A 21,070-nucleotide genomic window follows, 5' to 3' on the forward strand; every position below is an offset into this window, starting at 1 on the left:
GCGGGGTGCGGGTAGCGTGGTCGTCAAGGGGGAAAGGTGTCTGCCGTCCCCGCGCACTGAAAGGGATCACGATGCAGCAGTCCGCCGCCGCACCCACCGAGCAGGAGATGGCGCGGGCGCGCGACGTCCTGAAGATCGTGTCTGATGCCTACTCGGCGCGCATGGTGGGACAGGAGCGGCTGCGCACCAGCCTTCTGATCGCGCTGATCGCCGGCGGCCACATCCTGCTGGAGTCCGTGCCGGGCCTGGCGAAGACGACGGCCGCTTCCACCCTGGCGGCCACCGTTCAAGCCGACTTCAAGCGCATCCAGTGCACGCCCGACCTGCTGCCGAGCGACATCACCGGAAGCCAGATCTACGACGCGGCGCACGGCACCTTCCGCACGGTGCTGGGGCCGGTGCACGCCAACTTCGTGCTGCTGGACGAGATCAACCGGTCTTCCGCGAAAACCCAGTCCGCGATGCTGGAGGCGATGCAGGAGAGGCAGACCACGATCGGCGGCGAGCTCCACAAGCTCCCGCGGCCGTTCCTGGTGATCGCGACGCAGAACCCCATCGAGCAGGAGGGCACGTACGAGCTGCCCGAGGCTCAGATGGACCGCTTCCTCCTCAAGGAGATCGTCGACTACCCGAGCCCCGCGGAGGAGCTCGAGGTGCTGAATCGCATCGATGCGGGCATTCTGGACCCCGACCATCCGGGTGACGGGAAGGTGACCCTCGACGACGTGCGCGACCTCCAGTCGATCGCCTCCCGCGTGCACGTGGATCCGGCCATCCGCAACTACATCGTCTCGCTCGTGTACGTCACGCGGAACCCGGCGCCGTACATCGGCGAGGACCGCGCCCGCTACATCAAGTACGGAGCGAGCCCCCGGGCGAGCATCGCGTTCCTGCAGGCGGCCCGCGCGTTCGCACTGCTGCAGGGGCGGGCCTATGTGATTCCCGAGGACGTCCGGTCACTGCGTCACGTGATCCTTCGCCACCGTGTGCTGCTCACTTTCGAGGGTCAGGCCGACGGCGTGCGCGGCGAGGACCTGATCGACGCGATCTTCGGCGCCGTGCCCACCCCGTAACCGGACGCGAAACCTCCCATGGCCAGTCTCCTCCCGCAGGTGAAGAGCAAGCTCTTCATCTCTTCCGGGCGATCGTCGATGCACCAGCTCGACGGCGCCTACAAGTCGCTGCTGCACGGGCGCAGCCTCGACTTCGAGGACCTGCGACGGTACGAGACCGGTGATCAGGTGCGCGACATCGACTGGCGTGCATCGGCTCGCCTGGGCAACCTCGTGGTCAAGCGCACGCGCGCCACGCGAGCACAGACCGTGCTGTTCGTGGTGGACACCGGTCGCACCATGGCTGCACTGGCGGAGGATGGCGCCCCCAAGCAGGAGCTGTCGATCCTCGCCATGGGAGCGCTGGGCTATCTCACCGTCCGCCACGGCGATGACGTCGGCCTCGTTTCCGGCGATGCGGATCGGGTGCGGCGCATGCAGACGGGAAGCAGCGAAGCCGCGCTGGAGCACATGCTCCGAACGATCGAGACGACCACCGCGGCTGCGACCGCGCCCGGTTCTGTGGACAATCTGCTCGACTTCGTGGCGCGCACGATCGCACAGCGGATGATCGTGGTGGTCATCGCGGATGAGGATCCGCTCACCGAACGAACCGAGCAACTGATCCGTCGGCTGCGCCTGCAGCACGATCTGCTGTGGATCACCGTGGCCGATGCCGACGTGGTGCTGGCGCACCGGTCCGCATCGGTGCGCAGTGACGTGGTCAGTGGCTGGCGGGTGCCCGACTTCGTGAACGGGGACGCCGAGGTACTGGCTGAGCTCACCGAGTTGCGTGAGCAGGCGGAGGATCACCGCCGCGAGTTCTTCAAGCGCTGGGAGATCGATCACACCGTGCTCCGCAATCAGGACTATGCCGTCGGCGAAATCCTGCAGATGCTGAATCGGAGGTCGCGTGCCCGCTCCTGACGACCTCTACCCGCCCACCCAGTACGGTGGCGGCTGGCTGCTGCTGGCGTTCGGGATCATTCTGTTCATCGTGATCGCGGCGATCCTGCTGGTGCTGCTCACGCGCCCGAAGCGGGTCGCCGATGCGATCGCCGATCAGCCGGAGGTGCAGCTCACCCTGCCCGAGGTCGTGGCGCGGCTGCAGGGCGACTACCTCCATCAGATCGACGCGATCGAGCGGGCCTACCGCGAGCGCACGCTCCCGCCGCGCGAGGCCAATGTCCGGCTCAGCCGGCTCGTGCGCCGCTACGTGAACGAGTACAGCGGTCTGGAAGCCCCGGTGCTCTCGCTGCAGGATCTGCAGCAGCTCGGCGTCAATCCATCTCTGATCGACGCGCTTCGCCGCCACTACTACCCCAGCATCTTCCGCAGCGGCCCGCCCGTGGACCCGGTGGCCGGCGCAGAGGCCGCGCGAACGGTGGTGCGGTCATGGCGTTGAACTGGCCCTTCATGCTCCTCATCGTGGCCGGGGTGCTCGTGGTCGCGATCGGCATCGGCGTGGCCATCGGCCTGGCCGGTACCTCCCGGCGCGCGAGCGGCGGCGGCGCCCAGCTGGCGCGCGCGGAACGTCTGCGAGCGCTGCCCTCGTTCTCCCGGGCGGTGCGCACGCGGCGGATCGCGCTTGCGGGCATCCTCGTGCTCGGCGCGCTCGCGGTGCTGTCGGGAGGCATCGCTGCGGCACGTCCGATGACCGCGCAGACCATCCAGCCGGTGAGCACCAACCGGGACATCATGCTGTGCCTGGATGTGTCGGGGTCGATGAGCGAGGTCGACCTGGAGATCATCGACGTCTTCGAGAACCTACTCGACGGCTTCCAGGGTGAGCGGCTGGGACTAACGATCTTCAACTCGTCACCGGTGCAGGTCTTCCCGCTCACCGACGACTACGACTTCATCCGTGAGCACCTGCAGAGCCTGCGTCGCAGCTTCGACTACACGGACAGCGTGCCGGAGCACTACAGCGGCACGCTCAACGGACCGGGCGCTTCGCTGATCGGCGATGGGCTCACCGCCTGCGCGATGCGGTTCGATCATGTCGAAGAGGAGCGATCACGCACCATCATCTTCGCGAGCGACAACGAGGTGAACGGCGCGTCCATCGTGTCGGTTCCTGAGGCGGCGGCTTTCGCGAAGTCGATGGGTGTTCGGGTGTTCGCCATCAACCCGGTCGCGGGCAAGGACGCCGCGATCACACAGGAGCTCGCCGACGCGGCGACGCTCACCGGGGGCAAGGCGTACGAACTGCGCGATGCCACCACCGTCGACGACATCGTGACGGAAGTCCAGCAGCAGGCGGCCACGCAGCTGAAGGGGCAGGTGCAGATCATCTGGAGCGATTCGCCCAACCTCGCGCTCGCCGTGCTGGCCGTGCTGTCGATCGGATTCGTGGCACTGATGTGGAGGGTGCGGCTGTGATCTTCCACCCGGTCCTGAACGTCTTCGTGCTGATCGTCCTCGTCGGCGGCGGCGTGTTCGTGGCGGTGCGCAACATCGTGACCGCACCGACGGCGGCGCGGCGCTGGCTGTGGGCCGAGCGGACCCTGCTCGTCCTGCTCTGCTTCGTGATGCTGCTGCGTCCGGCGGTGCCGGGCGGGCAGACCCAGACGCTCACCACCAACACGGACATCCTCATCGCCGTCGACACCACGGCAAGCATCGTCGCGGAGGACTGGGGCGACGCACAGCCACGACTGGAGGGCGTCCGTCAGGATGTCCAGAGCATCGTGGATGCCTATCCGGGTGCGCGCTTCGCCCTGATCACCTTCGATGCGGAACCGGTTCTGCGCCTGCCGTTCACCACCGACGCGAACGCGCTGATGAGCTCGATCGATGTGCTGCGTCCCGAGGTCACCGGGCAGTCGCGCGGGAGCTCGGTGGGAATCGCCGCGCAGCTCGTGCAGCAGACCCTGCGCAGCGCCGCAGAGGCGGAGTCGGGGCGCGATCGCTCGCGCATGCTGTTCTATCTGGGTGACGGCGAGCAGACCGTGAGCCAATCGGTCGAGTCGTTCTCGGGCGCGAAGAAGTACGTCGACGGCGGGCGCGTGCTGGGGTACGGCACCGCGGAAGGCGGGCCGATGAAGATCACCTCCGGCCGCGCCGACGGCGAGGACCCGGGCTACATCGAGTACCAGGGCGCCAACGCCATGTCGGTGATCGACGAGGCGAACCTCCAGCAGATCGGATCCGATCTCGGTCTGGAGTACGAGCACCGCACCGCCGACACGGCGATCACGCTGCCGGACGCGCCGCAGTCGTCGACGAACTACTCGGAGGCGGGAAGCACGGGCAACGTCACCGAGCTGTTCTGGGTCTTCGCGCTGGCCGTGGTGGCTCTGCTCGCCTTCGAGCTGGCGCGGGCGGCGCTGCTGGTCACGCGCATGCGCGGACTTCGCGCGACGAAGGCGGGTGCATCATGACGGATCCCCGTTCCACCGCCGACGCGCTGATCCGCGGCAACCGGACCCGGCGGCGCGTGCGATTCTGGGTCGCGATCGGGACGCTCCCGCTGACGATCGCCGCACTGGTACTGGTGGCGAAGCTGTTCAGCATGTTCGTGTTCGCCCATTTCGCGATCACAGACTACGTCGGCGGCGACGGCGAGGGCACCGTGCGCAACGCCGGCTGGCAGAAGCCGCTGAACTGGTTCGAGCCCTACAAGGCGCCGTACAACGCCGGTGACGGATACGCGCTGTCGGAGAAGCTGCCCGAGGCTCGCGCGGAATTCGAGGACGCCCTCTCCCTGGCCCGCGGCCTGGAGGTATGCGCCGTGCGCATCAACCTGGCGTTCGTGATCGAGCGCCAGGGAGACGCCGCCACCGAGGCTGGCGACCTGAAGTCGGCGCAGGCCTTCTACGCGGAGGCGCTCACCGTCAACGCGGAGACACCGGAAGAGTGCAAGAGCGACGAGGCGCAGGACCAGTCACCCGACCCGAACCGCGACATGTCGGACACCCTCGAGCAGCAGCAGAAGGATCTGTCGGAGAAGCAGCAGCAGAATCAGCAGCAGCAGGACAGGCAGCAGAACGGCGAACAGGACCCGCAGCAGCCCACCGAGCCGGACGAGGAGAAGCAGCAGGACCAGCCGTCGCAGGAACAACTGGACGAACTGCAGCGGAAGCTCGAAGAGGGCCAGCAGGAGCGTGACCAGCGCGGGGACGACGGCACGGGCGGCGGCGGAACGGAGAAGCCATGGTGAACGACTCCGATCCGCGTCCGGAAGGCATCGAGGGCGCGGGCCGCATGGGTGATGTTTCGGGCGCTTCCGGTGCTTCCGGTGCACGATCGCGTGCGGAGTCAGCGACCACACCGGGTGCGCCAGCGCGCCCTGACCCGGCAAGCGCCGCACCGCTGAGCTCCGTGCCATCGGAGTCGGTCCCGGAACCGGCCCCGGCCCCGCCGTCCGCTGCGGTCGGCATGCCACCCGTGCCTCTTGCCGGGCAGAGGCCGGATGGCGGGTCCTCCGTCGCGGTGCCGGATGGGCCCGAGCGTCCGGGCACCCGCTATGTGACCAGTTCCGAGGGTGCCCCTCCCGTGCCCCCGCCCGGTGGTTATCGCGGCGCGCGCAATCCCGAGCTAGAGAAGGCCCGTCACGCCCTCGTCTCGCCCCTGGACGTGCTGGCGCGTCCCGTGGCGGCGCCACCCCCGATGGCCAACGGGCCTCGTCCCCTCGCTCGCGTGGGCGTGGCCGCGCTGGTCGTGGCCATCGGATGGGCGGTCGTGCTCCTCGGCGCGCTGGCGGTCTCGGCGACGGACTTCCTGTTCAACCTCAACGTGGTGGTCATCCAGCTGCTGATCGTCGGCGTGATCATCGCCGCCATCGCCCTCAAGGATGCACGACGGCTCGGCGGCATCGCACTGGCGATCGCCTTGGTCTTCAACGTGGTCACCATCGGCGGAGTGAGCGCGGTTCGCACCGCGGCTCAGGGCAGTTACGAGGGGCAGAAGAGCGACGAGCAGAAGTTCTGGGAGAAGTACCCGGGCGTGAAGGGGATGTCGGCCTCCGAGATCAAGGCTCAGCCCTCGCTCGAGGAGGTGCGCGCCCGCACCGAGGAGATCCTCGCCGCCGTACGCGGGAGGCTGAGCGCGGACTATGGCGTCACCTGGGTCGAGCAGCCCGTGCCCGAGGACATCTCACCCGAGCGCAATGGTTACGGCGGGGAGTCGATGCTGCGCACGTACACCTCGACGATCTGGTCGACGAACGAGGCCATCACCGACAACTCGCTGAAGCTGCAGATGATGAACACCATTGACGAGGTGCTGTACCCCTACGGCATGTCGCAGTTCTACCCGGTGAACGATCCCGCCGAGTCGACCATCGATCCGTCGATCATCGAGAAGATGTTCGGCTCCACCGATCCCGATCTTCAGGCGCAATGGGAGTGGGCCTCCTACGACTACGACACGGGCGGCTGGTTCTACGGCGATCTCTATGACCTGTCCAAGGACACGACGGGTCGGTTCCGCACCGAGAGGCAGGCCGATCACGACCGCACCGGTGTGCCTCTGGAGGGGCTCTCCATCATGCTGCGCGCCGAGAAGCTGCTGAGCGAGAGCGACGTGCAGACCTTCGACCAGCGGATGTCGGAGTACGAGTAGTCCGAAGCTCGCCGCCCCGTCCGTATCGCGTCGGCGACGGCGACCGCATCGGCATCGGCATCGCTTCGGCGACGGCATCCGCATCGGACGTCGCCAGCGGCATCAGGCGTTGGCATCGGACATCGGGCATCCGGCATCCGGCGCCGGCACCGGCACCGGCATCGGCATCGCTTCGGCGACGGCATCGAGCATCGGCATCGGCATCGGCATCGGTCCCCGATTCGTCGAAACCTCCTCGACCGACGACCCCGGTATCAGGCCAGACATCAGCGGAAGCGCAGCCGCTGAGGCACCGCTGCCCCACCCCGCCCCCGGAGGACTGTCGCGAGAACAGGAAAATGACGCCAAACAAGGACCACATCCAGGATTCCGTCCTCAGTTGAGTGAAATCCCCTCGTTTCACGACCCCGCACCGCCGTCGAGCTCAGCCCATACCGGCCCGCTGAGGCATCCCTGCCCCACCCCGCCCCCGGAGAACTGTCACGAAAACAGGAAAATGGCGCCAAACAAGGACCAGGTCCAGGATTCCGTCCTCATTTCAGCGAAATCCCCTCGTTTCACGACACCCGCACCGCCACCAAACTCAGCCCAAGCCAGCCCGCTGAGGCACCGCTTCCCCCTTGGTCCCCCAGCGACTCGTCGCGAAAACAGGAACATGACGCCGAACAAGGACCACATCCAGGATTCCGTCCTCGTTTGAGGAAGAATTCCTTGTTTCACGACCCCGTGTCGCCGCCGAACTCAGCCCATGCCAGCCCGCTGAAGCACCACTGCCCCTCCGGCCCGCGAAGAACCGTCGCGAAAACAGGAAAATGGCGCCAAACAAGGACCACATCCAGGATTCCGTCCTCGTTTGAGGAAGAATTCCTTGTTTCACGACCCCGTGTCGCCGCCGAACTCAGCCCGTGCCGGCCTGCTGAAGCACCACTGCCCCTCCGGCCCGCGAAGAACCGTCGCGAAAACAGGAGAATGACGCCGAACAAGGACTCTGTCCAAGATTCCGTCCTCATCTGAGCGAAATCCCCTCGTTTGACGACACCCGTACCGCCGCCGGCCTCAGCCCAGACGAGGGGCAGGGCGGTGGGCACCCAGGACGGAGGACGCCCGCGGTCAGACGGGGGCCGGGCCGGTGGTGTTGCCCTCGATGAACTCACACGTGAAGCGGAAGGAGGCGGCCGGTTCGTCGGCGAGGAGGCGCGCGAGGGCCTCACCGGCAGCGCGACCCTTGTCGAGTGCCGGCTGGGCCATGGTGGTGAGCCGGTACGGCGCGATGCCGTCCACCGTGATGCCGTCGAAGCCGGTGATGGAGACCTCCTCCGGCACGCGGAGCCCGGCGTCGAGGGCGGCGCGCAGCACGCCGGCCGCCAGCATGTCGCTCTGCGCGAGCACCGCCGTGGGGCGTTCGCCCGAGCCGAAGAGGAGCCGGCCAGCCTCATAGCCGTTGTCGATGGTCGAGCGTGCCGTGCTGACGACCACCGCGTCGGGGAAGATCTCGCGGGCCCCTTCGAGACGTTCACGCGTGACGTCGACCTCGGCCTGGACGGCGTGTGCGGCACCGGCCACCGACATCCCGGTCCGGCGGCTCAGCGGCAGAGTGACGAGCGCGACGCGCTCATGCCCGAGGGAGCGGACGTGACGTGCCAGCTGACGCTGGGCCTCCAGCGAGTCGATCGTGATCTGCGGAACGTCGGGTCCCGCGTCTCCCTCGATCACGACCATCGGAATGCCGCGGGAGCGCGCGGCATCGAGCGAGTCACGAAGCGTGGGGTTGCAGCCGATGAGCGCGACCGCGTCGATGGGCGCCGTGGCCAGTGTGGGACCGCCCCATTCCGGGTCATCACGCAGCAGCAGGATGCCCGCCCCGGACGAGGCGATGGACTCCGCAACGCCGTCCATGGTGACGGTGAGGATGGGATCCGCGAATGCGCTGCGCAGGTCGGAGCCGACCACGACCCCGACGATGCCGCTGCGACCGCGCCGCAGCGAGGCGGCGCGCGGGTCGGGCCCGGCATAGCCGAGTTCGGCGGCGGCGGCGAGCACCTTGTCTTTCGTGGTCTCCGCGACGGCAACCTTGCCGCTGTAGACCACGGATGCGGTCGAGGCGGACACCCCCGCTCGGCGGGCCACGTCTGCGAGCGTCGGCTTGCGCGTCATTCCGCCAGTGTAGCCCGAGCGTTCACACGACGACTTTCAGGATCGAATCGATTCGATGTAGGGTGTTGCCTATGCAGGTCACCCTCACCCATTCGCAGTTCGTGCGCTGGCGCGCGGCCATATTCGTGATCTTCGCCGCCTGCGGCCTCGGTTTCGCGACCTGGGCATCGCGCGTTCCCGCGATCAAGGAGGGCCTCGGCATCACGAAGTCCGAGGTGGGCCTGCTCCTGGTCTCCAGCGGCATCGCCTCGATCATCGGACTGTCGGTGTCGTCCGTCCTGATGCTCCGCTTCGGCGCGCGCCGGGCGATGCTGGGACTGCTGCTGGTGGCAGCCGCCGGCATCACCACCATCGGTCTCGGGGTCGACGTGTTCCACTCGTTCGGCGTCGTGATCGTGGGTCTGGCTTTGTTCGGTTTCGGCAACGGCTGCTGCGACGTGATCATGAACGTCGAGGGCGCCGGCGTCGAGAAGCACGGCGGCAAGACCGTCCTCCCGATGATGCACGGCTTCTTCAGCCTGGGCACGTTTGCCGGTGCCGGACTCGGCGCCATCGCGGAGGGCATCCGTCTCCCGGTGAGCGTGCACACCGGCGTCATTGGCGCTCTGATCGTGGCCTGCGCGCTGTGGGCGGTCGCGAACATCCCTGCCACGACGGATGCTGAGACGGCACCCGACGAAGGCGCGGGGCACCAGAGTTTCGGCGCGCGTCTCAAGGTGGCGCTATCGGCGTGGACAGAACCGCGTACCTACGGCCTCGGCCTCGTCATGCTGGGCATGTCCTTTGCTGAGGGCGGCGCGAACGACTGGCTCGCGCTCGGCATCGTCGAGGGTCACGACGGCTCACCCTCACTCGGCGCCGTGGGCCTGGCTGTCTTCTCCGGCGCAATGACCATCGCCCGGATGTTGGGCGGCCCGTTGGTCGATCGGTTCGGCCGAGTTGCCACGCTGCGCACGCTGGCCGCTCTCGCCGTCGTCGGCCTCCTGATCTTCATCTACGCACCGAACATGCCGCTGGTGATGGTCGGAACGGTGCTGTGGGGCATCGGCGTCTCCTTCGGCTTCCCGCTGGGCATGTCGGCCGCCGCCGACGATCCGTCCAAGGCAGCCTCCCGCGTCGCCGCGGCGTCGACCATCGGCTACGTGGCGTTCCTCGCGGGCCCGCCAGTGCTGGGCTTCATCGCCGACCACATCGGGCTGCTGAACACGCTGCTGATCATCGCCGGCCTCGCTCTCGTGTCCGGCCTCGCGTCGAACGCCGCGAAGCCCATCAAGAACTAGTTTCATTGCGCGCGATTGGCTCCCATCCCACGGGTTTGGGAGCCGATTGCGCGCTATGAACGGGGGTCGCGAGCGATCGCGGCTGCCTCCGTGCGACTCTCCGCGCCGAGCTTTGCCAGCACGTTGGACACGTGGGTCTTCACCGTCGGCACGCTGATGCCCAGCTGACGGGCGATTCGGGCGTTGGAATGCCCCGCGACGATGCCGGCCAGCACCTCGTTCTCACGCACGGTGAGCCCTTCCGGGGCGGCGACCGGCTCGGGCGCCGCGGACACCGCGGCGAGGGCCCGTCTCGTGACCACCGGATCCAGCACACCCTCACCCGCCGCCACCCGCCGCACCGCGTCGGCGAGGGCGGGGCCGTCCGTGGTTTTCAGCAGAAAGCCCACGGCACCCGCACGAATAGCGCCGAGCACCAGCTCATCCTCGTCGAAGCTCGTGAGGACCAGCACGTCCGCGAGTGCCTCGGCGACGATCTGCGCCGTGGCGGCGATCCCGTCTGTGCCCGGCATACGCAGGTCCATCAGCACAACGTCCGGACGCAGCGCACGCGCGTTGCGGATGGCGACCGCTCCGTCCGCGGCCTCCGCCACGACCTCGACGCCCTGTGCCTCGAGGATGAGGCGCAGACCCTCCCGAATGGCCGCGTGGTCGTCCGCGATCAGCACCCGAACCGTCATGACTCCTCCGCTGCGACCGCGGCGCACGGCACCGACGCCTCCACCACCCACGACTCCCCCTGCGCCCCGGCGCGGAAATCACCACCGAGCGCGCGGACATCCTGATCCAGGGACCGCAGCCCCCATCCGCCTCCCGGCAGCCGCGGCACCGGCTCCGCCGCGAGCGGTGACACCACCCGCACACGTGCGAAGTCGACGTCGGCCGTGACGTCCACCTCGACGATGCCCGCTCCGGCATAGCGCGACGCATTGGTGAGGCTCTCGCGCACGACTCGTGCCAGCGCGCGCCCGGCGGACTCGGGCAGCGCGGGCGCGGCCGCGATGTCGGCAGTCACGGTGAGCCCCTGGTCCCGCGCCGCACCGATCACGCTCGCCAGCTCCCTCGCCCCTGACTCGGGCGCAGCGGCCGGATCAGCGAGCACGTCGATCATCCGCCGCAGCGCCGCGTGGGCATCGAGGCTGGCGCCGCGCACCGATCGCAGGGCCGTGCGCGCACCGTCGAGATCCGTGTCGGCCACCAGCGCCGCTTCGGCGCGCAGTGCCGCGGCGGAGACGTGACCGGCGACGAGATCATGGAGTTCGCGCGCCATGGCACGCCGGTCACTCGCCCGCTGCGACTCCAGCTCGACACGGGCGCGCGCCTGATCCTCCCGGCGCAGGCGGGCCTGCAGGTCGGCCAGCTCATGCGCCTGACCCAGCGACATGGCGGTGGCGAACGTGACGCCGAAGAGCGAACCGAGGCCGAGAGCCAGCATCACCGCCAGCTGGACGTTTCCCGAGCGCACACCGCCGATGAGCACGAGCGCAGCCACCCCGATCACCACGGTCACCAGGATCCGTCGCCGTCCCCGCTGATCGGCACGTCGAGTGGCGTTCCACAGCAGGTCCATGAGCATCACCATCGTGCCGAGGCTGCCCACCGTGACCAGATCGATGAGCCAGAGCACCGACCCGAGAACGAGCATCGCCATCGGAGCGCGCAGCTTGCCGAGGATCAGCAGGCATCCGGGCAACGCCGTGACGAGCCCCCACCACGGATCGGGCTCGGCCGGAAGCACGGAGAACACGTCCCAGAGGGCGCGGACTCCGAGCGACGCCGCAAGAACGGTGATGCCCGCGATGCCCGCGGCATCCACCGGCGCCTGGTGACGCGCGTACCAGCCGCTGATCCCTGTGCCCACTCGCCCATGCAAGCACACGGCCCGGCGGCGCACCTCCGACCAAAGGATGAGGGGCATTCGATCCGATGCCGGATCTGCGGGCGCGCGCGACGGCGGACGCTGGGAGCATGGACGCACTCCTCGACGCCTCACTCTCGCTCCCGCTGCTGGGCCTGGCCCTGCTGGACGGGCTGAGCATCGGGACTCTGCTCATCCCGGTGTTTCTGCTCCTGGCACCCGGGCGGCTGCGGACCGGCAGGATCGCCCTGTACCTGGTCACCATCTCGGTGTTCTACCTGCTGGTGGGAGTGCTCTTCTCGCTCGGCCTGGTGAACCTCGTATCGGTGGCCTCCGGGTTCCTCGACTCCACGGCCGGGCTGGTACTGCGGTTGATCGCGGGGGCGGCGCTCCTGCTGATCGGCATCCTGATGCCCACAGGCAAACGCAAGAGGGAGCGGGAAGCCGTAGCCACGGCAGCGACCGCCGGCGGTGATGACCCGCTGCTGCCGCCCGCACCAGCACCGACGACGCCGACGACCCCGCCGCGTGCGCCTCGGCTGCTGCGGTGGCGCGACGCGCTGCTGGACGCACGCACCTCCCCCCTCGCCGTGATGGGCATCGCCCTGGCGGCGGGCATCGTGGAAGTCGCCACGATGCTCCCGTACATCGTGGGCATGACCATGATGGCGGAGGCGGACCTGCCGCTGTTCGCACGCGGCCTCGGTCTCGTCGCCTACTGCGCCGTGATGATCCTTCCGGCGGTGGTCCTGCTCGTGCTGCGTGCCGTGGCCGCCGGCCCCATGCGACGCCCCCTGGAGACGATCGCGGGCTGGATGCAGCGATCCGGCGCCGAGACCACCGCGTGGATCCTCGCCATCATCGGCCTGCTCATCGCCCGCGATGCGGCAAACAAGCTGGGGCTGTTCTCCGCGCTCGACACGATCACGAGGTGACTCAGGCGGTCTGCCCCCGCTCGAAGTAGGCCACCAGATCGGCATCCAGCGCGGGCACCGCACGCGCCGACCCGTCGGCGCGCAGCGATTCCGTGGCGAGCACACCCGTGGCCACGGCCTCACGAGCGGCCACGGGCGAGGTCTGCGTGCGCCCGCCCTCGCGGACAAAGCGGCAGAACTCCGCCACCAGAAGGGCATCCGCTCCGCCATGACCGCCCTCGGCGTCGGGGATCTCGAAGGACTCGTCCGGCTCCGCCCACCCGCGATGACGCCGGTTCCACAGCCCCACACGCTCGCCGGCACCGTCTCCGAAGTTCTCGATGCGCCCCTCGGTTCCGATGATCGTGTAGTTGCGCCAGTAGTCGGGTGTGAAATGGCACTGCTCGTACGAGGCCAGCACACCATTGTCCAGCCGCAGGTTCAGCTGGGAGATGTCCTCCACATCGATCACCGGGTTGAGGCCCGTGAGGGAGGCGGGCGGCCAGTTGTCGAGGCTGAACCAGTCGCCCATACGCTCGCCGGAGCGATCCCGGCGATCCGCGATGGCACCGTAGAGCACGTTGTCCCCCATCGCCGCGACGCTGCGGGTGTATCCGCCGGCCAGCCAGTGGATGACATCGAGGTCGTGCGCCCCCTTCTGCAGCAGCAGAGACGTGGTGCGCCGGCGGTCGGCGTGCCAGTCCGTGAAGTAGTAGTCGCCGCCGTGCCCCACGAAGTGGCGGCACCACACCGCCTTCACGTCACCGATGCGCCCGTCGTCGATCAGCTGCTTCATCAGCGTGATCACCGGCATGTGACGCATGTTGTGGCCGATGTACAGCCGGGAGCCCGTCCGGCGCGCCGTCTCGAGCACGCGGTCGGCATCGGCCACCGTCACCGCGAGCGGCTTCTCCACGAACACCGCGGCTCCCGCTTCGAGGGCTGCGATCGCGGGAGCGGCGTGCAGATCATCGGGAGTGAAGATCATCACCGCGTCCAGATCGAGTGCCAGCAGCTCGTCCAGCTCCGCGGTGACGAGTGCGTCCGGGTATGCAGCACGCGCATCGGCCGCTCCCCGCTCGCTCACCTCGCACACCGCGACCACGGCGGCGGCGTTGCCGTCCCGCTCCAGCTCGCGGGCCAGCCGCGCCCGCTGGCCGTAGCCGATGAGACCGATCCGAAGTGTCATCTGTCTTTCCCGTCCTCCCCCGCCGCGGCGGAGATCATTCGTGTGGCGTCCTGCACGCACGCCAGGAGCACGACGGCTTCGTCCGCGAGCGCGATGATGTCCCCCTCCGCCGTGCTGTGGATTCCGTGGCGGTCCACGCTGTCCACCCAGCTCTGGTCGCGAGCCCACCATTCCGCTTCGGTGAGGGGCGCGGCGCCGCTTCCCGGCCGCGCCGCCGCGAGGAAGGCCGACCAGCGTGACCGGTAGAGCGTCCCGACGAGGCCCTGGGCATCCCGCCCCGCGTAGTCGGAGAGCTGACCCTGGGTGGCGGCGCGCTCCGGACCCCAGCTCGTGAGGATCAGGCGCTGACTGCGTTCGAGCCGATCACTCTCGGCTTCATCCTCGCCTGCCGCGCGAGCCTCATCCAGCAGACGCCCGAGCAACCACAGCTGCTGTGTTCCCGCGATCCGGTCCAGCAGATCCATCGCCGACAGCCACAGGTCGGTGGCATGGTCGTACCGCGCGAGCTCTCCGGTCGCCGCGGCCTCCGCCAGAACCGGAAGCAGCTGGCGCGCGGTGTTCGTGACGGCCTGACGGGCGACGTCGGCGAGATCGAACCGGTAGGCGCGGTGCGCTGACAGTTCCTCGGCCGCAGCGAGCAGCACCGGCAGCGCCGCGGCGAATGCCGGCAGGTCGTAGGTGTCCTGCGCGGGAGAGAACGAGGACGAGGTGCCCACGGTGAACGACGGCCACGCAGCGAACAGCGAATCGTGCGGTTCGGAGAAGCCGTTGTCGTCGGGCAGCGAATAGGCGGTGCGGACGATCCGGCGCCAGGCCTGTTCGGCGGCCGCGTGAGGCCTGCCGTAGCGCTGCCGGACCCACTCGGTGACCCAGGGCTCCAGCTGCACGGCATCGGCACGCCAGCTCAACTCCGCGAGCAGGTCCATGGCCAGCGGATTGTTGAACCCGCCCTCGGGCATCGCGGCGACTCCGCGCAGGTGTGAACCAGGCCGATCCCGCCAGCGGGTGAAGCGCTGGGTCCAGGTGCTCGCCTGCGCACCCATGGCCGTGTCGCCGCCGAAGTTCCAGATCCCGCCGAAGGCGTAGTCGGTCCCGAGGAACTCCTCCTCACGATCCGTGTCCTCGTAGCGATCGGACAGACCATCCACAACCAGCACCCGATCCCGCTCGACGGCGGCCAGCACCTCGCGCGGCGGGTTGTGCTGCCAGCCGAGCATCACCCAGGTCGACTCCGGCGCCGCCGCGAGCATCGCGCGCTGAACGGCGACGCCTGCCGCACTCACATCGATGTCGCCGGGCTGTCCGCCCTCGTGCAGCAGATCCGTCTTGTACATCGTGACCGCACCGAGATGGCGAGCGGAGGAGGCGTAGAAGGTCGCGGCGAGGGCCGGGAACATCGGATCGGACGGATCCAGCCACCCGGGCCGGTCGAAGCCCTGCCAGTCGCCGGAGGGAACCGTGACGTGGGCGCCGGAATTGCGCTCGCCGAAGTCGCGAGGCACCGTCCCGCCATAGCCGGGGAGCACGGCGCGCATCCCGAGCTCCTGCAGTCGCTCGACGATCCGTCGTCCCAGCGTCGTGCGCTGTGCGAGCAGTCGCTCGTTCATCCCCGAGGGATATCCGGACATGTTCTGCAGCAGCCACCAGGGCTGATGGCTGGGCAGCGGGATCCAGGCGAGCGCTTCCTCGCGCGAGTACCCGTACGCGGTGAGCAGATCGACGTAGGCACTCTCCGTCCCCACCGGCACGAAGAGCTCGGTGTAGCCGCGTGCGGCGATGCCGTCGATCAGGTCCTCCCACGCGGCGAAGTCGCGGTACGGCCCGACGTAGGCGTCTTCCGTGTCGTTGCCGTAGAACCGGTGAGGAAGCGTGAAGACGCGACGCAGTGGCTGCGCTGGCGGATGCGGCACGGCCCCGCGCGCACCCGTGAGGATCTCATCGAACTGGTCGCCCGTGGTCGCAAGGCAGGCGCGCAGACCCGCGAGGGAGAGGGCCGGAGACGATGCCCGGATCACCGTGCGCCCGTCGCGGGCAGAGACCTCGAAGAAGTCCGGCGAGGACTCCTCGATGCTGACGTCGACGGTGGCTGCGCCGTTTCCGAGCACGCGTCTGATCGCGGCCTCAGCGGCCGCAGGGAAGGGTGACATTTACTCTGACTCTCCGTGCACTCGCGCGTGCGCTGCGCGGTCGGGAATGGATGTGGAGGCTCGGGCACGCAGCGACCAGTCGAACTCGTGGACGCGCCCCGTCCCGGGCGGCCGGTCGGCGGCCGCGATGATCAGCTGGGCCTCACGCGTGAACGCATCGTCCGGGCCCGCCGAGGTGAGCGACGGCGTGGACTCCTGCCCGTCCTGCGTGTTGTCCATGCCGGCGATCAGCACGTCATCGGGGACGCGCTTTCCGAGGAAGTAGGCGGCCTGGATGACCTGCAGCGCCGCATCGTCGGTGTGGCACATGACAGCACGCGGCGCGCCGTCGCTCTGCAGCAGGGCCACCGCCTGGCGGAACGCGTCCGCGCGGCTGCCGTCGTACACCGTGACCGCACGCGGGCGGATGACGCCGCTGCTGACAGCCGCGAGATAGGGACGCGCGCGCGAGTTGTCGGCGAGGCTGTGCGGCTCGGTGGTGAGAAACGCGATGTCGTCGGTCTGCTCGGCCAGGTGCGCCACGATCTGCGCGGCACCGGGCTCCGGGCGAGGACGGATGACGTCGTAGCCCTCCGAGGGCATGAGTTCGTGGTGCACGACGATGCGCTGCCCCGCCGCGGTCAGCTCTCGCGCAGACGCACGGGTCTGGGGGAGGTCATCGAGCACCTCGATGAATGCGACGTCGGGCCGGAGCTCCGCCACCGAGTCGTACCAGTCCTCTCCGCGGGCCTCGCCCGGCAGCACGATCGTGGAGCGACCGGTCTCCCGCGCCGCGCGTTTGACGGCGTCGGTGAGCGCCACCGCCCAGGGATCGAACGCGCGATGCAACGACAGCAGGACCACGCCGGTGCGGCCAGTGCGCACCGCTCGCGCTGCGGTGTTCACCCGGTAGCCGAGCCGCTCCGCCACCGCGCGCACACGGGCCGCGGTCTCGGCCGACGCACCGCGTTCGATCCCCCGCAGCACGTACGACGCGGTGGCTGAGGACACCCCGGCCTCGCGTGCGACGGTCTGCAGGGTGGGACGCTGAGAACCGGTCACGTCAGCCCTTTCCGCCCGTGAAGGCGATGCCCTGGATGAACTGCTTCTGCAGCACGATGAACACGATCACCATCGGGATGGTCGCCAGCACCGAGCCTGCCATGAGCACCGGGATATCGGTGAAGTTCATCCCCTTCAGCGTGGCCAGCCCCACCGACAGCGGCATGTTCTCCGACGTCGAGGTCACCACGAGGGGCCACAGCAGGTCGTTCCACGAGTTCAGCGAGGTGAACACCGCCAGCGCGATGATGCCGGGTTTCGCCAGCGGCAGCATCACCTTCTGGAAGATCTGCCACTGGTTGGCCCCGTCGATGCGGGCGGCTTCTTCGAGCTCCACCGGCAGCCCCAGGAAGAACTGGCGCATGAGGAACGTGCCGAACGCGGCGAACATCCCGGGGATGATGATGCCCGGCAGGGAGTCCAGCAGCCCCAGGCTCTGGATGATCTCGTACTGCGGCAGCAGGAAGAGCTGTCCCGGCACCATCAGCACCGACAGGAACAGCACGAACACGAAGCCGCGACCACGGAACGGGATGCGGGCGAAGGCATAGCCCGCCATGGTGCAGAGGATGACCTGCGCGATCGTGCGGCACACGGTGATGATCGCCGAGTTGAGGAACATCTGCCCGAACGGCATCGCCTCGAACGCGCGAGCGTAGTTGCTGAAGTCCCACGGGTTCGGCAGCACCTGCGGGGGCACGGCCGTCGCACCGGCGAGCGTCTTGAACGACGTCATCAGCTGCCAGAAGAACGGGAACACCATGATGATGGCGCCCACGATGAGTATCGCGTGGATCAGATACGGCTGACGCCGTCGGGGTGGTCCGGGCGTAACCCGGTCTCCGGTGACGAGCGTTGCGGTGGCGAGCGTGTCACTCATAGTGCACCCACTTTCGCTGCATGCCGAACTGCAGCACGGTCACGACCAGGATGATCAGCAGCAGGACGAAGGCGATGGCAGCCGCCAGTCCCGGGTTGTGGTCGATGAAGCCGGCTTCGTAGAAGAGGTAGACGATGGTCTTCACGTGCGGCATGGCCGGGCTGGTCTTGGCGACCATCACGTAGATGAGATCGAACGCCTGGAAGGCGCCGATCACGGTGGTCACAGCGACGAAGAAGACGCTGGGCGAGATCATCGGCACCGTGACCGACACGAAGCGGCGCACAGGCCCTGCGCCGTCGAGCTGCGCGGCCTCGTACAGGTGTCCGGGCACTCCCTGCAGCGCAGCCAGGAAGATCACCAGCGTGGTGCCGATGCCCGACCAGATGCCGACGGCCGCAATCGCCCCCAGCGCCGTGGCGGGGTTGGTGAGCCAGCTGGTCCCCGCGATGCCGAAGAAGCCCAGCAGCTGGTTGAGCACGCCGTAGTCGCCGTTGTAGATGACCTTCCACACCGCTGCGACGGCGGCGGCCATGGTCACCACGGGCAGGAAGTAGAGCGTGCGATAGATGCCCCGCCCCTTCAGCCCCGCGGTGTTCAGCAGCGCGGCGATCACCATGGCGATCGGGATCACGAGCAGGGCGATGAGCGTGTAGATCAGGGTGTTCAGCAGCGCCTGCGGCAGATCCGGGTTGGAGAACAGCTTCTCGTAGTTCGACAGTCCCGTGAAAGTCGATCCACCGAACGGGCCGGTCTCGGTCAGCGACATCCAGGCCGTGCGGACGATGGGCCAGAGATAGAAGACCGCGAGCCCGATGCCGACGGGCCCCACGAACAGCAGTGCCCACCACCCGGACTGGCCGGGCGCGCGACCACGGTCGCGGCGCAGGCCCGGCGGGGCGGCGCCCGGCTGCGCCGAGCCCCGCCCCGCGAAGGAGATTCCGGTCATGCGGGAGGCCTCAGTTCTCGCCGTCCAGCGAAGCCTGGAGCGCGTCGGAGATCTTCGTCAGCCCCTCGGCCACGGGAGTGGCACCCGTCCAGATCTGCGTCAGCGTTTCATCCTCCACCGTGTGCCAGTCGGCGCCGGCCAGCGTCGAGGGGTACGGCTCGGCCGTCTCGGCCGCGTCGAGGAACACCTGCATGTTCAGTGAGCTGAAGCCGGCGAGCCAGGCATCTTGCGTGCCTTCGTAGGCGGGAAGGGCGTTGCCTGCCTTCGCCTGGATGTCCGCGGCGGCCTTCCCCGAGGCGAACTCGGCGAACTTCACGGCGATGTCGACGTTCTTGCCCTTGGCCGCCGCGACGTTGGCGAGGCCGTGGATCACGGAGATCGAGCCCGCGGGACCCTTCGGCAGCGGCGCGACCTGGATGTTCTCCCCCTCGGCGCTCTTCAGGAAGAAGTTGGCGTTGGTGTTCTGGCTGAACATCATCGCGACCTTCCCGGAGCCGAACATCTCGGTGGGGGCGGTGTCGGTCATCTGCTCCTGGGTGGGCGAGGTGGCGTCGTTGATGAAGGAGAGAAGGAACTCGATGCCCTTCTGCGCGTCGGCGGAGGCGAACCCGCTCTTGCCTCCGGCGATCAGGTCGCCGCCGGCGGAGTAGATGGCCGGGTAGACGTTCTGCTGGGATGCGGCCACCGAGGCGAAGCCCTTCACATCAGCCGTGGTCAGCTTCTTCGCCGCCTCCTGCATGTCCTCCCAGGTCCAGTCCGCGGTGGGCTCGGCCACACCGGCCGCCTCGAACAGGCGCTTGTTGTACCAGAGCGCGATCGAGTCGAAGTCCTTCGGCGCTCCGTAGGTCTTGCCGTCGAGCGTGTACAGGTCGACGATGCCCTGCGGGTACTTCGAGGTGTCCAGATCGGTGAGCTCAGCGAGCTGACCGTTCGAGGCGTAGAGACCGAGGTTCGGCCCGTTCATCCAGAACACGTCGGGACCGCCGCCGCCGGTCATGGCCGTCTGCAGCTTGGTCCAGTAGCTGTCCCACGGTGTGACCTCCACCTTGACGGTGACGCCCTCGTTCTCCGCCTCGAACGCGGTGGCGATCTGCTGCATCGCGTCCTTCTGGGTGTCGTCCCAGATGGCGTAGGTGATCGTCGTCGACCCTCCCGCACCCCCGGTCCCGTCCGCCGAACCGCCCTCCGATGCACCGCATCCGGCCAACCCCAGACCGAGAACGGCAGCCGCTCCCGCGGCGATGATCCTGCGCTTCACGTCATCTCCTTCGACCGTGGCTGCTCGACTCCTTGCTAGGTTAGCTAATCGATTAGCCTCATGAATGAGACGACTGTATGTGATCGAGACTGATCGCGCAATCAGCGTTTCGATCACGTTTACGCAACGAGACGGCGCATCCACGCTTCACCGGCGGATTCCCCTGCTCCAGCGTCACTCCAGGGGATGCAGGTGCAGCCTCTCGCCGATCGAATTGAAGATGCTGATGACCTCCGTGCGCTGGGATCCGTCCGCCCGCATGCGGTGCGGCGTCGTCGTGGCGAACTCCGCCACCTCTCCGCGATGCAGCACGAACTCCGCATCCCCGAGCCCGAGGCGGAGCCGCCCCGAGAGCACGTAGATCCACTCGTGACCGTCGTGCACCTGAAGCGGCCGCTCCGGCGCACCCGGATGGTAGGTGAGCTTGTAGGCGCGCACCTCCGACTCCTCGCGCGTGAGGGGCGCCACGGTCATCCCATCGCGCCGCACGGCGACCTGCCGCACCCGCGGATCGCGATCCGCGGGCTCCAGAAGATCGTCGACCCGGATTCCCAGTTGCCGCGTCAGCGGGATGAGCAATTCCAGGCTGGCCTGGCGCTTTCCAGATTCGAGGCGCGAGAGCGTGCTGGCGGACGTTTCGGCACGTTCAGCAAGTTCGTCCAGCGTCCAGCCGCGATCCTTGCGGGCGGCCCGGAGGCGCGGTCCCAGCCTCAGCAGTTCTTCCACCCGTCCATTCTTGCCGATACTGCAAGAAGACGTGCCGTTGTCGCATGAGGCGCGCAG

19 protein-coding genes are annotated in these 21,070 nt (G+C 68.4%); 9 read left to right on the top strand and 10 right to left on the bottom strand.

The window, feature by feature from the left end; translation table 11 throughout:
* The first annotated feature begins 71 nt into the window (after positions 1-71).
* The 7 genes from LQ566_RS08050 to LQ566_RS08080 all read left to right on the top strand — a co-directional run bounded on the left by LQ566_RS08050 (position 72) and on the right by LQ566_RS08080 (position 6,617).
* Entirely contained in the window at positions 72-1,073 is a 1,002-nt protein-coding gene (locus LQ566_RS08050) for an AAA family ATPase (protein WP_231091095.1), read from the top strand.
* A gap of 18 nt (positions 1,074-1,091) precedes the next feature.
* Positions 1,092-1,979, top strand: a complete 888-nt coding sequence (locus LQ566_RS08055; RefSeq protein ID WP_231091096.1) for a DUF58 domain-containing protein — start codon at positions 1,092-1,094, stop codon at positions 1,977-1,979.
* Positions 1,966-2,457: a hypothetical protein gene (locus LQ566_RS08060; protein ID WP_231091097.1), complete on the top strand. Its 492-nt coding sequence runs from the start codon at positions 1,966-1,968 to the stop codon at positions 2,455-2,457. Before LQ566_RS08055 ends, LQ566_RS08060 begins: the two co-directional genes overlap by 14 nt.
* Positions 2,448-3,434: a vWA domain-containing protein gene (locus tag LQ566_RS08065; RefSeq protein ID WP_231091098.1), complete on the top strand. Its 987-nt coding sequence runs from the start codon at positions 2,448-2,450 to the stop codon at positions 3,432-3,434. Before LQ566_RS08060 ends, LQ566_RS08065 begins: the two co-directional genes overlap by 10 nt.
* Positions 3,431-4,435 (top strand): VWA domain-containing protein, encoded by a 1,005-nt coding sequence (locus LQ566_RS08070; protein WP_231091099.1) that lies wholly within the window; start codon positions 3,431-3,433, stop codon positions 4,433-4,435. Before LQ566_RS08065 ends, LQ566_RS08070 begins: the two co-directional genes overlap by 4 nt.
* Positions 4,432-5,214 (top strand): hypothetical protein, encoded by a 783-nt coding sequence (locus LQ566_RS08075; protein WP_231091100.1) that lies wholly within the window; start codon positions 4,432-4,434, stop codon positions 5,212-5,214. Before LQ566_RS08070 ends, LQ566_RS08075 begins: the two co-directional genes overlap by 4 nt.
* A 335-nt stretch (positions 5,215-5,549) precedes the next feature.
* The gene (locus LQ566_RS08080) at positions 5,550-6,617 is read left to right on the top strand and encodes a hypothetical protein (protein WP_231091101.1); all 1,068 of its coding nucleotides are present in this window, start codon (positions 5,550-5,552) and stop codon (positions 6,615-6,617) included.
* Between the two features lie 1,110 nt (positions 6,618-7,727).
* On the opposite strand, the gene LQ566_RS08085 is transcribed toward LQ566_RS08080, so the two are convergent.
* Entirely contained in the window at positions 7,728-8,771 is a 1,044-nt protein-coding gene (locus LQ566_RS08085) for a LacI family DNA-binding transcriptional regulator (protein ID WP_231091102.1), read from the bottom strand.
* 71 nt (positions 8,772-8,842) lie between these two features.
* Here LQ566_RS08085 and LQ566_RS08090 point away from each other — a divergent pair, with 71 nt between their 5' ends.
* On the top strand, positions 8,843-10,051 hold the full coding sequence (locus LQ566_RS08090) for an MFS transporter (protein ID WP_231091103.1): 1,209 nt from the start codon (positions 8,843-8,845) through the stop codon (positions 10,049-10,051).
* Positions 10,052-10,104: 53 nt separating this feature from the next.
* Here LQ566_RS08090 and LQ566_RS08095 read toward each other — a convergent pair whose 3' ends face one another.
* Both LQ566_RS08095 and LQ566_RS17640 read right to left on the bottom strand, forming a co-directional pair.
* Complete coding sequence (locus tag LQ566_RS08095) at positions 10,105-10,731, bottom strand: response regulator (protein WP_231091104.1); 627 nt, start codon at positions 10,729-10,731, stop codon at positions 10,105-10,107.
* Complete coding sequence (locus LQ566_RS17640) at positions 10,728-11,912, bottom strand: sensor histidine kinase (protein ID WP_231091105.1); 1,185 nt, start codon at positions 11,910-11,912, stop codon at positions 10,728-10,730. Before LQ566_RS17640 ends, LQ566_RS08095 begins: the two co-directional genes overlap by 4 nt.
* 107 nt (positions 11,913-12,019) lie before the next feature.
* Here LQ566_RS17640 and LQ566_RS08105 point away from each other — a divergent pair, with 107 nt between their 5' ends.
* Complete coding sequence (locus LQ566_RS08105) at positions 12,020-12,844, top strand: GAP family protein (protein WP_231091106.1); 825 nt, start codon at positions 12,020-12,022, stop codon at positions 12,842-12,844.
* Between the two features lies 1 nt (position 12,845).
* On the opposite strand, the gene LQ566_RS08110 is transcribed toward LQ566_RS08105, so the two are convergent.
* The 7 genes from LQ566_RS08110 to LQ566_RS08140 form a co-directional block, all read right to left on the bottom strand.
* Positions 12,846-14,012: a Gfo/Idh/MocA family protein gene (locus LQ566_RS08110; RefSeq protein ID WP_231091107.1), complete on the bottom strand. Its 1,167-nt coding sequence runs from the start codon at positions 14,010-14,012 to the stop codon at positions 12,846-12,848.
* Complete coding sequence (locus LQ566_RS08115; protein ID WP_231091108.1) at positions 14,009-16,159, bottom strand: alpha-N-acetylglucosaminidase; 2,151 nt, start codon at positions 16,157-16,159, stop codon at positions 14,009-14,011. Before LQ566_RS08115 ends, LQ566_RS08110 begins: the two co-directional genes overlap by 4 nt.
* Positions 16,160-17,200 (bottom strand): LacI family DNA-binding transcriptional regulator, encoded by a 1,041-nt coding sequence (locus LQ566_RS08120; protein ID WP_231091109.1) that lies wholly within the window; start codon positions 17,198-17,200, stop codon positions 16,160-16,162. It lies immediately after the preceding gene.
* Position 17,201: 1 nt separating this feature from the next.
* Positions 17,202-18,080 (bottom strand): carbohydrate ABC transporter permease, encoded by an 879-nt coding sequence (locus LQ566_RS08125; RefSeq protein WP_231091110.1) that lies wholly within the window; start codon positions 18,078-18,080, stop codon positions 17,202-17,204.
* Positions 18,073-19,029 carry a carbohydrate ABC transporter permease gene (locus tag LQ566_RS08130; RefSeq protein ID WP_231091111.1) on the bottom strand — a complete coding sequence of 319 codons (957 nt, stop codon included), beginning with the start codon at positions 19,027-19,029 and terminating at the stop codon, positions 18,073-18,075. Before LQ566_RS08130 ends, LQ566_RS08125 begins: the two co-directional genes overlap by 8 nt.
* A 10-nt stretch (positions 19,030-19,039) precedes the next feature.
* Positions 19,040-20,287: an ABC transporter substrate-binding protein gene (locus LQ566_RS08135; protein ID WP_231091112.1), complete on the bottom strand. Its 1,248-nt coding sequence runs from the start codon at positions 20,285-20,287 to the stop codon at positions 19,040-19,042.
* A 174-nt stretch (positions 20,288-20,461) separates the two neighbouring features.
* Positions 20,462-21,013: a helix-turn-helix domain-containing protein gene (locus tag LQ566_RS08140; protein WP_231091113.1), complete on the bottom strand. Its 552-nt coding sequence runs from the start codon at positions 21,011-21,013 to the stop codon at positions 20,462-20,464.
* Positions 21,014-21,070 lie beyond the last annotated feature (57 nt).

Source organism: Microbacterium nymphoidis (assembly GCF_021044885.1).
GTDB lineage: Bacteria > Actinomycetota > Actinomycetes > Actinomycetales > Microbacteriaceae > Microbacterium > Microbacterium nymphoidis.